General features: G+C 66.2%; 11 protein-coding genes. 3 read left to right on the forward strand and 8 right to left on the reverse strand.

Translation table 11 applies throughout. The features are described 5' to 3' along the window. The first annotated feature begins 3 nt into the window (after positions 1-3). A complete protein-coding gene (locus AB6730_RS14830) occupies positions 4-1,194 on the forward strand; it encodes an MBL fold metallo-hydrolase (RefSeq protein ID WP_371024379.1) in 1,191 nt (396 codons plus the stop codon). Between the two features lie 49 nt (positions 1,195-1,243). On the opposite strand, the gene AB6730_RS14835 is transcribed toward AB6730_RS14830, so the two are convergent. Next, complete coding sequence (locus AB6730_RS14835; RefSeq protein WP_371024380.1) at positions 1,244-1,696, reverse strand: winged helix-turn-helix transcriptional regulator; 453 nt, start codon at positions 1,694-1,696, stop codon at positions 1,244-1,246. A 79-nt stretch (positions 1,697-1,775) separates the two neighbouring features. Here AB6730_RS14835 and AB6730_RS14840 point away from each other — a divergent pair, with 79 nt between their 5' ends. Both AB6730_RS14840 and AB6730_RS14845 read left to right on the forward strand, forming a co-directional pair. Continuing rightward, positions 1,776-2,570, forward strand: a complete 795-nt coding sequence (locus AB6730_RS14840) for an SDR family NAD(P)-dependent oxidoreductase (protein ID WP_371024381.1) — start codon at positions 1,776-1,778, stop codon at positions 2,568-2,570. A 203-nt stretch (positions 2,571-2,773) separates the two neighbouring features. Continuing rightward, positions 2,774-5,293: a DNA translocase FtsK 4TM domain-containing protein gene (locus AB6730_RS14845; RefSeq protein WP_371024382.1), complete on the forward strand. Its 2,520-nt coding sequence runs from the start codon at positions 2,774-2,776 to the stop codon at positions 5,291-5,293. A 336-nt stretch (positions 5,294-5,629) separates the two neighbouring features. Here AB6730_RS14845 and rbsB read toward each other — a convergent pair whose 3' ends face one another. The 7 genes from rbsB to AB6730_RS14880 form a co-directional block, all read right to left on the reverse strand. After that, the gene (rbsB, locus tag AB6730_RS14850) at positions 5,630-6,565 is read right to left on the reverse strand and encodes a ribose ABC transporter substrate-binding protein RbsB (RefSeq protein WP_371024383.1); all 936 of its coding nucleotides are present in this window, start codon (positions 6,563-6,565) and stop codon (positions 5,630-5,632) included. A gap of 20 nt (positions 6,566-6,585) precedes the next feature. After that, complete coding sequence (rbsC, locus tag AB6730_RS14855; protein ID WP_371024384.1) at positions 6,586-7,530, reverse strand: ribose ABC transporter permease; 945 nt, start codon at positions 7,528-7,530, stop codon at positions 6,586-6,588. 1 nt (position 7,531) lies between these two features. Then, complete coding sequence (locus AB6730_RS14860; RefSeq protein WP_371024385.1) at positions 7,532-9,013, reverse strand: sugar ABC transporter ATP-binding protein; 1,482 nt, start codon at positions 9,011-9,013, stop codon at positions 7,532-7,534. Then, positions 9,013-9,411, reverse strand: coding sequence for a D-ribose pyranase (gene rbsD, locus AB6730_RS14865; protein ID WP_371024386.1), 399 nt, complete (start codon positions 9,409-9,411; stop codon positions 9,013-9,015). The genes AB6730_RS14860 and rbsD overlap by 1 nt, the downstream gene beginning before the upstream one ends. Next, complete coding sequence (gene rbsK / locus AB6730_RS14870) at positions 9,408-10,304, reverse strand: ribokinase (protein WP_371024387.1); 897 nt, start codon at positions 10,302-10,304, stop codon at positions 9,408-9,410. Before rbsK ends, rbsD begins: the two co-directional genes overlap by 4 nt. 115 nt (positions 10,305-10,419) lie before the next feature. After that, the gene (locus AB6730_RS14875; RefSeq protein WP_371024388.1) at positions 10,420-10,773 is read right to left on the reverse strand and encodes a gamma-butyrobetaine hydroxylase-like domain-containing protein; all 354 of its coding nucleotides are present in this window, start codon (positions 10,771-10,773) and stop codon (positions 10,420-10,422) included. Between the two features lie 176 nt (positions 10,774-10,949). Further along, complete coding sequence (locus AB6730_RS14880; RefSeq protein ID WP_371024389.1) at positions 10,950-11,567, reverse strand: hypothetical protein; 618 nt, start codon at positions 11,565-11,567, stop codon at positions 10,950-10,952. Positions 11,568-11,569: the final 2 nt, after the last annotated feature.

An 11,569-nucleotide genomic window follows, 5' to 3' on the forward strand; every position in this document is an offset into this window, starting at 1 on the left:
GGCTTGAAACGATTCCTCCGTTACCTGGCCGTCGTCGGCGGCCTGCTCGCCGTCTTTCTCGTCTTCGCTGTTGTTTCCGCGTGGCCCAACATTGGTTCGCGAGCGAACGAACCGCACGCCGCGAATATCGTCCGTTCGCCGCAATGGCACGGCGATCGCTTCGCCAATCCCTTGCCGATGTACAGCAACCTCAAGGGCGGCATCTGGCAGATGCTCGAATCGCGGCCGGGCGAGGAACCCGGCGTCCCGGTACCCACGATCGACTCATCGGCCGTCTATGCGCAACCGCCCGCGAGTGGATTGCGCGTCACCTGGTTCGGCCATTCCTCGATGCTGGTTGAAATCGACGGTGTGAACATCGTCGTGGACCCGCTATGGAGCGAACGGCCTTCACCCTTCCCATGGCTTGGCCCGAAACGCTGGTACGAGCCGCCGGTGCCGATCGATCGCTTGCCGCGTGTCGACGCGGTCGTGATCTCGCACGATCATTACGACCATCTCGACCGCGCGTCCGTGCAGGCACTGAACGCTCGTGGCACGCGCTTCATCGTGCCCCTCGGCATTGGTGCGCATCTCGTCGGTTGGGGCGTGCCGCGGGACCGGATCACCGAACTGGACTGGTGGCAGGAAGCAAAGGTCGGAAATGTACGTGTCGTGTCGACGCCGTCGCGGCACGCATCGGGACGCCTTTCGCCACAAAGCAACCAGACGCTGTGGACGGGCTTCGCGTTCGTCGGTCCCGCTCATCGCGCCTTTTATTCCGGTGACACCGGTCTCAACGATACCTTCGTCGACGTGGGCACGAGATTCGGTCCGTTCGATGTCACGATGATCGAGGCCGGCCAGTACGACCCGCAGTGGCCTGACTGGCACCTCGGCCCGGAGCAGGCGATGCTGGTGCACGAAGAGGTTCGTGGCCGCGTATTGATCCCCGTGCACTGGGGGCTGATCAAGCTCGCTCATCACGCGTGGACGGAACCGCCGGAACGCATTCTCGCGGCGGCGCGGTGCAGCCACGCCAATGTGCTGGTTCCGGAGCCGGGACAGGCGGTGGAACCGACGACGCATCCGGTGATTCCACGCTGGTGGCCAGCGCAGCGCTGGTTCTCGGGGGAACAACACCCGATCGTCGCGTCACGCCACGGCGATCCGGACGAGAAATTCGACGTGCCCGTGTGCCGAAGCGACGCCTGAACGCGCAAGCCGTGCGGGGATAGCCAGCAACCGTTTACGGGCGCCCGCGTTACGCCGGCAGCGATCCGTCAGGCATTTCCAGGTGCATCGGTATGCCGCCGAGCGGCTTGCCCGTCGACTCGTCCACCACCACGGCCCGTACCGGGCAGCCGGTCTCCTCGTTGACGAGGTGGCTGAGCTTGCCTTCGCCGTTGTACCGGCGACCCCATTCGCCCATGGCCATCAGGATCGGGATGAAATCCCGTCCCGCCTGGGTCAGCACGTATTCGTCGCGCGGCGGACGCTCGCTGTAGCGGCGCTTTTCCAATACGCCCGCCTCGGTCAGGGACTTCAATCGACGGGAAAGGATGTTCGGCGCGATGCCCAGGCTGGTCCGGAACTGGTCGAACTGGGTCATGCCGCGGCTGGCGTCGCGAAGGATCAGCGCGCTCCAGGCATCGCCTACCAGGGCGAGACTCCGGGAGATCGCGCAGGTGCCTGAAGAAAGTTTGTCGATGTCCATTGCATTATGATAGTGAAGTCACTATCGTAGGGCAACCTAGTTACTATCACTTTGCAAGTAACCCTACGGAGTCATCGTCATGAGCACTGAAAACAAAGGTACGGCCCTGGTCACAGGCGCTTCCTCGGGTATCGGCGAGGTCTATGCCGAGCGCCTGGCCGACCGCGGCTACGACCTGATCCTGGCCGCCCGCCGGGTGGATCGACTGGAGGCGGTGGCGCAGAAGATCGCCGCCCGCACCGGCCGTAAGGTCGAGGTATTGCGCGCCGACCTGACCGACCGCAAGGACATCTCGGCCGTGGAGCGTCGTCTCGCCGAGGACGCCTCGATCACCCTGCTGGTCAACAACGCGGGTGTCTCGCTCGACGGGAGCCTGCTCGAGAACGGCAGCGAGCCGATCGAGAAGCTGATCACCGTGAACATCCTCGCGCCCACCTTGCTCACCGCGGCGGCCGCGAAGGCCTTCGTCGCGCGCGACAAGGGCGGCATCATCAATATCGCCTCCGTCCTGGCCTTCGCGCCCGAAATGCTTGATGGCATCTATAGCGGTTCGAAGGCCCATCTGATCGCCATCACCCAGAGCCTCGCAGCCAGGGTGCAAGGCACGAACGTGCGCGCGCAGGCCGTGTTGCCGGGCGCGACGCGTTCGGAAATCTGGGAAAAGTCGGGCAAGGACGTGGACGCGCTGCTTCCGGGCATGGTGATGGAGACGGCCGACCTGGTCGACGCGGCGCTGGTCGGATACGAGCGCGGTGAGGTGGTGACCATTCCGCCGCTGCAGGATGAAGGTCAGTACAAGGCGTTCGAGGCGGCGCGGTTGGCGATGGCACCGAACCTCTCGCGCAAGGAAGTGGCGCCGCGCTACCGCGTGTGACGTCAATCGCCGACAAGTCGGCTCCCACCAGCCAACCGCAGCCATGTGGGAGCCGACTCATCGGCGATCCGGCGGCAGCCTGGTGGGAGCCGACCCTGTCGGCGATGCTCTCCAACACGAACAGTGGCTTACCACCACTTCCGTTTTGGCCCCGCACGAATGCGCGCTAAACTGTCGAACTCGCTAGGTTCTCGCGGTTAGGCATGCTCTCCTTCGTGTTCGGTGCCTTCGGGCTGTCCACCCTTTGGTTGCTTCCCCTGCTCTGGCGTCTCGGTGTCGCGATGGTCCGGCGACGGCGTCCGCCGACGATAGGCCCTGGTGCGATTCGTTTCTGGGCGGGGTTCCTTCTCGTGTTGCTTTCGAGCACCACGCTCGAAGGACTCGTCCTGTCGCACTACACGGACGATCCCTCCGTGGGCGGTGCGGTGTGCCATTGGCTGGCGGGGGTTGTATCGGGCTTCCCGGGCTTTGCCGCGCTGCTGTGTGTCGTCGCTATCGTGATCGCCTTGCCCTGGTACCTGGGTGTTTCCTGGTCCGCGTTCCTCTCGCGTGGCAATGCGCTGGTCGAACCGTTGGGCATCCTCGCCGTTGGCGGAATACGTCGGCTGTTCAATCGCTCGGCGACTCGCGCGACGGGCAGACGTTCCGTTCCCGCCGTGCGTCGTCCGGACCGTGCGCCCGCTCGACGGAGGAAAACGACAACGGCCGCTTCACGCGCGGCACCCGCTGCGCATAAGCCGCGCGTCGACACCGCGCGCCGCGAGCCCGTTCCGTCCGTTCGCCCTTCCGTCGCCACACCGGTGCCGCCGAGGCATCGCGCGCTCCCGGACACGGTGATTCGCGAGCCGTGGCTGGCGCCGAAAACGGCGGCTGCCGCGAGTGGTGGATCGGAGGTGGTCGCGCGCGCCGTGGAGCGTGAGGCGAGAGTTGAATCGCCGACAGGGGCGGCTCCCACCGGGCGCGGCATCGCGATGCCGGTCGAGCATGTTGCCGAGACGGTTTCGCAGAAGCGCTCGGACGATGTTTTCTACAGCGCGCCATCAGTTACCGTAGCAGTGCCTCCGGTAATCGCACCGTCAGTTGCAGCCGCCGTGCCTCCACCAGTCACGCCGTCTGTTGCGCCTGTTCCGGTCGCTCCCGTGTCGCGGTTCGCGATCGCGGCGAACGACGAAATGGCCGTCGAGTCAGTGCCCGTCGTTGCACTGAATCCGGTTCGTCCCCTGTGGGCGACGGAAACGAGTGTCGTTACGGTGCCACCGCTTTCCCTGCTCGCCGCCGCGCCGGCCAACGCCACCACCGCGATCTCCGAACAGGAACTCATCGATACCGGTGAACTGATCGAGCAGCGCCTGCGCGAGTTCAAGGTGCCCGTGCAGGTCGTCGGCGCGTCCGCCGGTCCGGTGATCACGCGGTACGAGGTGGAGCCTGCCGTTGGCGTGCGCGGCAACCAGATCGTCGCCTTGATGAAGGATCTCGCCCGCGGTCTCGGACGCACGTCGATCCGCGTGGTGGAAACCATCCCCGGCAAGACCTGCATGGGCCTCGAGTTGCCGAACGAACAGCGGCAGATGATCGCCTTGTCGGAGATCCTCGACTCGGCGGAATACCGCGATTCGGATTCGTTGCTGACCTTGGCCATGGGCAAGGGCATCACCGGCGAGCCCGTGGTGGCCGACCTGGCCAAGGCGCCGCACATGCTGGTCGCGGGGACGACGGGCTCGGGCAAGTCGGTCGCGGTGAACGCGATGATCTTGTCGATGCTCTACAAGGCCACGCCCGACGACGTGCGCATGATCATGATCGATCCGAAGATGCTGGAGCTCTCGGTCTACGAAGGTATTCCGCATCTGCTCGCCCCGGTCGTGACCGACATGAAGCTTGCCGCGAACGCATTGAACTGGTGCGTGGCGGAAATGGAAAACCGCTACAAGGTGATGTCCGACCTGCGCGTGCGCAACCTCGCGGGTTACAACCAGAAGGTCCGCGAGGCGCGGGCCGCCGGCAGGCCGTTGTTCAATCCTTTCCCCGCGCATCCGGAAGTGCCCGAGCACCTCGACACGTTGCCGATGATCGTGGTGGTGATCGATGAGCTGGCCGACCTGATGATGGTCGCCGGGAAGAAGATCGAGGAACTGATCGCGCGGCTGGCGCAGAAGGCGCGCGCCGCGGGCATCCATCTCATCCTCGCCACGCAGCGGCCGTCCGTCGATGTCATCACCGGCTTGATCAAGGCCAACATCCCCACGCGCGTCGCCTTCCAGGTGTCGTCGAAGATCGACTCGCGCACCATCCTCGACCAGATGGGCGCGGAAAGCCTGCTCGGCCAGGGCGACATGCTGTTCCTTCCTCCCGGCACGGGCTATCCGCAACGCATCCACGGCGCCTTCGTCGCCGACGAGGAAGTGCATCGCATCGTGGCATGGCTGAAGCAGTTCGGCGAGCCCGACTACAAGGACGAAATCCTCGCTGGCCCAGCCAGCGAAGCCGTCGATGGCGAGCCGGGCGAAGACGGCGTCGACGCCGAGCTTGATCCCCTCTACGACGAAGCGGCCGCCTTCGTGCTCCGCTCGCGTCGCGCGTCCATCTCCTTCGTGCAACGCCAGTTCCGCATCGGCTACAACCGCGCGGCACGACTTGTCGAGGCGATGGAGGCCGCGGGCCTCGTCTCGTCGATGGGTATCAACGGCCAGCGCGAAGTCATCGCACCCGGCCCGCAGGACTGACCAGTCCCGGTAAAGACTAAACCAGCCTCGGTTATGCAGGTCTGAGGTTCCTCGGTTATGCAGGTCTGGGGTTCCGTGTAGGTCCGGGCTTCGGTGGGAGCCGACCCTGTCGGCGATGGGTGCTTGCCATGACCTGGCCCGCTGCCGCGGGATCGCCGACAAAGTCGGCTCCCACAGGGTCTACTCCTACCTGGTTCATTCGACATCGATAGCGGCAAGTTCCGCTGTTGTGGGAGCCGCTTCAGCGGCGATTCCCGCGAAGCGGACGCATGAAAAAAGGCCGGGCCACCTTGTGGTGGCCCGGCCTTTCACGTAGCACGCGTATTACCTACGCACTTATTCCTTGGTGAGCAGCTTCAGCGGCACCGCGATCGACTTCTCGACCGGCTGCTTGTCGATGAGCTTCTTCGCCGTTTCGACGCCGAGCTTGCCGATCTCTTCCGGCTGCTGCGCGACGGTGGCGGCCATCGCGCCGCTCTGCACGGCGGTCTTGCCGTCCGGCGTGCCGTCGAAGCCGACGACCAGCACCTTCTTGTTCTTGCCGGCCAGGGCCTGCACCGCACCCAGCGCCATTTCGTCGTTCTGGGCGAAGATCGCCTGCACGTCGCTATTGCCCTGGAGCAGGTTCTCGCTCACCGAGAGGCCTTGCGCGCGGTCGAAATTGGCGGGCTGCTTCGCGACGACCTTCATGCCGGTGGTGGCGATCTCGTCGTCGAAGCCCTTGCCGCGCTCACGCGCCGCCGACGTGCCGGCCACGCCTTGCAGCTCGATGATGTTGCCCTTGCCACCCAGCGCCTTCGCCAGGTAATCGGCGGCCATCTTGCCGCCGGCGACGTTGTCCGAAGCGATGTGCGAAGCGACTTCGGCACCATCGACGCCGCGGTCGAGCGTGACCACCGGGATGTTCGCACGCTGCGCGGACTGCACCGCGCCAGCCAGGGCCGAGGAATCGGTCGGGTTGAGCAGGATCACGGAGACGCGCTTCTGGATCAGGTCTTCCACGCTGGAGATCTGGCGTGCCGGATCGTCCTGCGCGTCGACCACGACGAGCTGCACGCCGGCGTCCTTGGCGGCTTTCTCGGCGCCGTCCTTGAGTTCGACGAAGAACGGGTTGTTCTGCGTGGACAGCGCGAGCCCGACCACGGGCGTGCCCGAGGGCGCGGCGCCGCCGGCGGTCGCACCGGCGGCCGGCGCGGATTCGCCCGGGCCCTGCTGCGAGCAGGCCGCGAGAAGCGTTGCCGCGGCCGCGGCGAGGAATGTCAGTTTGCGCATGGTGTGTTCCCTCGTTGTTATTACTGCCGCCTGTCGAGCAGGACGGCGATCAGGATGACGATGCCCTTCACCACCTGCTGGTAGAAGGAGCTTACGCCGAGCAGGTTGAGACCGTTGTTCAGGAAGCCAATCAGCAGCGCGCCGACCAGGGTGCCGAAGAGCCAGCCACGGCCGCCGGCGAGACTGGTGCCGCCGAGTACCACCGCGGCGATGGCGTCCAGCTCGTAGCCGGCACCGGCGGTGGCTTGCGCGGAATACAGGCGCGAGGTGAGCACGATGCCCGCGAAGGCCGACAGCAGGCCCGAGAGACCGTAGATCGCCAGCTTCATCGGCGACAGGCGGACGCCTGACAAACGCGCCGCTTCCTCGTTGCCGCCGATCGCGATCACGTGGCGACCGAACACCGTGCCGCGCAACAGGAAGCCGCAGAGCACGAAGGCGACGAACATCCAGATCACCGGCAACGGGATCAGGTTGGCTACGTAGCCACCACCGAGCAGCGCGAAGCTGGGATTGGTGACGGGAATCGGGCTGCCCTGCGTATACGACAGCGTGACGCCGCGCAGGAGGGTCATCGTGCCCAACGTCGCGATGAAGGGAGCGACCTTGCCCCACGACACCAGGGCGCCGTTGACCATGCCGAGCACGAGGCCGAGCAGCAGGCCCGCGCCCGCCGACAGCACCATGCCGTGGCCCGCGGCCATGAGGCCGGCCGTGACCGCGCCCGTGAGGGCGAGGATGGCGCCGACCGAGAGGTCGATGCCGCCGGCCAGGATCACGAAGGTCATGCCGAAGGCGATCAGCGCGTTGATCGACACCTGGCGCAACACCGTCAGCAGGTTGCCCGTGGTGAGGAAGTCCGGACTCATGATCGACAGCGCGATGAAGAGCAGGATCAGCCCGATCACGGAGCCGAGGCGTTGCAGGAGCGTCGTGGCGCGGCTCCAGTCGAGTGGGAGAGTCATGTCACTTGCCTCCGGTCGCGGCGGTCATCACGGATTCCTGGGTGGCGCCGTGGGCGTCGAGCAGGGCCGTCGCACGGCCCTCGTGCATGACCAGGATGCGGTCGCTCATCGCGAGCACCTCCGGCAGTTCCGAGGAAATCATGAGGATGGCCACGCCCTGCTCCGCGAGTTGATTGATGATGTGATAGATCTCGGCCTTGCCGCCGACGTCGACGCCGCGGGTGGGCTCGTCGAGGATGAGCACGCGCGGCTTCAACGCCAGCCACTTGGCCAGGACGACCTTCTGCTGGTTGCCGCCGGACAGGGCGCGCACGTCGAGTTCCATGTCGCGCGTGCGGATCTTCAGGGCGTCGATCAGGCCGCGCGTCTGTTTCTTCTCGCCCGGGCGGTCGACCAGGCCCGCATGCGCAGGCACGCGCGGAAGGCTGACGTTCTCGCGCAGGCTCATGCCGAGCACCAGTCCCTGCGCCTTGCGATCCTCGGTGACGAAGCCGAAGCCGGAGTGGATCGCTTCGTTCGGCGACTTCGGCGTCACCACCTTGCCATCGAGCGTGACCGTGCCTTCGCTGAGCTTGTCGAGGCCGAACAGCAGGCGCGCGAGTTCGGTGCGGCCCGCGCCGAGCAGGCCGGCCACGCCGAGTACCTCGCCCGAGTGCAGGTCGAAGCTCACGTCCTTCACCATGCCACCGGTCACGTGCTCGACCTTCAGGCGCACCTCGCGGATGTTCGGCGTGCGCGTGGGGAAGCGCGCGTCGAGCGTGCGCCCGACCATCATCTTCACCACTTCGTCGAAAGCCAGGCCCGGTACCGGCCGCGTGCCGACGAAGTGACCGTCGCGCAGCACGGAGATGCGATCGCACAGGGCGAAGATCTCTTCCATGCGGTGCGACACGTAGACGATGCCCGTGCCCTGCGCGCGCAGGTCGCGGATGAGTTTGAACAGCGTGTTGGTCTCGTGTTCGGTCAGCGCCGCGGTCGGCTCGTCCATGATCAGCACGCGCGCGTTCTGGCCGAGCGCACGTGCGATCTCGACCATCTGCTGCTGTCCGACGGACAAGCGTTCGATCAAGGTACCGGGGTCGAGCCGCTCCATGCCCACGCGTGCCAGCCATTCCATCGCGCGCTTGGTCATCGCGCGATGGTCGAGCAGGCCGAAGCGCTGGATCTCGCGGCCGAGGAAGAGGTTGTCCGCGATGCTGAGCGCGGGAATCAGGTTGAGTTCCTGATGGATGATGGCGATGCCGTACTTCTCGGCATCCGCGGGCGTGGTGATCGACGCCGGCTTGCCGTCGACCTCGATGCTGCCGGAGTCCGGTGCGTAGATCCCGGTGAGGATCTTCATCAAGGTGGACTTGCCCGCGCCGTTTTCGCCCATCAGCGCATGCACTTCGCCCGGCAGCAATTCGAAGGCCACGCCTTCGAGCACCTTCACCGGGCCGAAGGCCTTGTGGATGTCTTGCATCCTGACCAGGGGCGCGCTCATCAGAACGTGACGCCGGCGTGCAGGATCACATTCGCATAGGGCGAGGTTTCGCCGGTGCGAACCACGGCGACAGCGCGTGCGGTCAACTGCTTGAGTTCGTCGTGCGACACCTCGTCGACCGTGAGGCCGTCGCCGGCGAGGCGACGCGACAGCGCGACGAGCGCGGGATTCCTTTCATGGATCTCACGCGCCACGGTGACGCTTTCGACGGCGAGTTCCGCGTATACCGCGTCGAATACCGCCGCGAAAGACGGCATGCCGGGCAGCACCGCCAGGTCGATGCAGGGAACGCCGCGCGGCACCGGCAGGCCCACGTCGGCGATCACCAGCGTGTCGGTGTGGCCCATCGCGGCGATGACGCGGTTGAGTTCGGCGTGCAGCAGGCCGCTACGTCTCATCGATGTGTCTCCAGGAACGCCGCGAGTTCAACGGCGCGTGGCATGCCGTCCTGCGCACCCAGGCGGGAGACCGCGATCGCGGCGGCGGCGCAGGCCTTGCGCACCGCCACGTCGAGGCCTTCGGCCAGGTGCACCGCCAGTGCGGCGTTGAAGGTGTCGCCGGCGCCCGTGCTATCCACGGCGTCGACCTTGAAGCCCGGCTGGTGCCGCGGCTCGTCGTCCTTGTCGCGGAACCACGCGCCGTCCTCGCCGCGGGTCAACACGACCGGGCAGGGCGCGCGGCGCATGAGCTCGCGGAAATCGGATTCGCCTTCCGCACCGAGCACCGTGGCGAGCTCGTGCTGGTTCGGCGTGAGGAAGCGCACATGCGACAGCCATTCGACCGGAAGACGCTGGGCGGGAGCGGGATTGAGAATGACCGGAGCACCCTCTTCCCGCGCGATGCGCAAGGTGGCCTCGACCGCGTCCAGCGGAATCTCGAGCTGGACCAGCACTGCGTCGGCGCCGCGAAAGAGTTCGCGCGCGGCCTCGACCTGCGCGGGGGTGACGCGCCCGTTGGCGGCGGGCACCACGACGATGTTGTTCTCGCCACCGGCGACGGTGATCGACGCGGTACCGCTGCCGATGCCATCGATGCGGGCGACGTGGCGGACATCGATGCCTTCGGCGACGAGGCCGTCGTAGAGCTGCTTGCCGAAGGCATCGTCGCCGACGCAGCCGACCATCGACACCGAGGCACCGAGCCGCGCGGCGGCTACCGCCTGGTTCGCACCCTTGCCACCGGGAATCGTGAGGAACCGGTCGCCGGTGAGCGTCTCGCCCGGGCCGGGAAAGCGCGGCGCGAGAGTGACCAGGTCCATGTTGATGCTGCCGACGACGACGATTCGCGTCATGCTGGTTTGCTCCGGAATAGGGATCGCGGAACGTCCGGTGTTCGCTGGTAGATGCGGGATGGCGCGCAAATATACGCCTTGCACGCGCATGTTGCTTTCATGCGCATGCTTTCCCTTACCGGGACAGGCCCTTGGCGTCGAGTTCGGCGAGGTAGGCGGGCCATGCCGTGTCGTAGGCCCGGCCGAGGTCGTAGAGCGTGTCCCAGCCGAAGATGCCCGTGGCGTGGCCATCGTCGAAGCGGATCAGCACGCCGTAGTGGCCGGTGGGTTCGAGCGCGGTGATACCTACGTTGCGCTTGCCGGAGACCAGGATCTTCTGGCCGGGCCCATGGCCCTGCACCTCGGCACTGGGCGAGTTCACCCGCAGGTATTCACAGGGAAGGTGGAAGCGTTCGCCGTTGTCGAAAGCCACCTCGAGGATGCGCGAGGCCGAATGCAGGACGATGTCGAGGGGGCGCGGATGGGGCATGGGCCGATGGCCTTGGATGGAGCAAAGGATCGAGGGACTGAGGACCAAGGAGCCGAGCTTAAAGCTTCTTGTGGGAGCCGATTTATCGGCGATGCCTGCCTACGAAGGGACGCCGGACATGGTCGCGAGCGCCCTTTCGCCGCTGAAGCGGCTCCCACATTTACTACACCAGCGACTCAGGGCGCGCGGCCGAAGCCGTCGCCCGTGCCCTGTTCCAGCGGCGGCGGATCGCCGGCAACCGCCAGGAGAGCGGTCGCGTAGGCGTCTTCCATGCTCACCGTGGAGACTTCGTCCCAGGAGAAGAACGACGGCTCGCGCAGCCACTCCGCGTCGGGAGTGATCTCCTGCATGTTGAAGCCTTCGTCTTCCACGCTGACCACGCGGCCGATGTAGCAGACCTCGGACTCGTCCTCGCTGTCGACGTGCACGCCGATGACCGGCGCGTGCGCCGCCGCGGCCTGTACGACCTGGGCGATGTCGTCGAGGGGGAAGTCCGCCGGCGGTGTCGGGCGGATGCCCTTCATCGCGAGCGCCTTCTCGAGGAAGCCGGCGTGCTTGTCCGGCGCCTCGAATTCGGAGATGTCGCGGTGCCGCATGATGTACATGCCGTCATAGCTGACGCCATCGCCGACGACCCAGAGCAGGAAGAACTCGCGGCCGACACCGCCCACGTAGCCGCAGAAGCTGCCGTGTTCGAGTTCGTCGCGCCATAGACGCACCAGCTGCTGGTTGTCCTGCGCTTCGCGCAGGTTCGCTCGCTGGCCGTTGGTTTTGAGATGTATAACCTTGCCCATAT

Origin of the sequence: Luteibacter sp. RCC_6_2 (assembly GCF_041360655.1) — a bacterium.
Lineage (GTDB): Bacteria > Pseudomonadota > Gammaproteobacteria > Xanthomonadales > Rhodanobacteraceae > Luteibacter.

What these genes read in the sequence shown, in the direction of transcription:
- AB6730_RS14835 (WP_371024380.1), bottom strand. Translation starts at nt 1,696, where the DNA reads ATGGACATCGACAAACTTTCTTCAGGCACCTGCGCGATCTCCCGGAGT.
- AB6730_RS14840 (WP_371024381.1), top strand. Translation starts at nt 1,776, where the DNA reads ATGAGCACTGAAAACAAAGGTACGGCCCTGGTCACAGGCGCTTCCTCG.
- AB6730_RS14845 (WP_371024382.1), top strand. Translation starts at nt 2,774, where the DNA reads ATGCTCTCCTTCGTGTTCGGTGCCTTCGGGCTGTCCACCCTTTGGTTG.
- rbsB (WP_371024383.1), bottom strand. Translation starts at nt 6,565, where the DNA reads ATGCGCAAACTGACATTCCTCGCCGCGGCCGCGGCAACGCTTCTCGCG.
- rbsC (WP_371024384.1), bottom strand. Translation starts at nt 7,530, where the DNA reads ATGACTCTCCCACTCGACTGGAGCCGCGCCACGACGCTCCTGCAACGC.
- AB6730_RS14860 (WP_371024385.1), bottom strand. Translation starts at nt 9,013, where the DNA reads ATGAGCGCGCCCCTGGTCAGGATGCAAGACATCCACAAGGCCTTCGGC.
- rbsD (WP_371024386.1), bottom strand. Translation starts at nt 9,411, where the DNA reads ATGAGACGTAGCGGCCTGCTGCACGCCGAACTCAACCGCGTCATCGCC.
- rbsK (WP_371024387.1), bottom strand. Translation starts at nt 10,304, where the DNA reads ATGACGCGAATCGTCGTCGTCGGCAGCATCAACATGGACCTGGTCACT.
- AB6730_RS14875 (WP_371024388.1), bottom strand. Translation starts at nt 10,773, where the DNA reads ATGCCCCATCCGCGCCCCCTCGACATCGTCCTGCATTCGGCCTCGCGC.
- AB6730_RS14880 (WP_371024389.1), bottom strand. Translation starts at nt 11,567, where the DNA reads ATGGGCAAGGTTATACATCTCAAAACCAACGGCCAGCGAGCGAACCTG.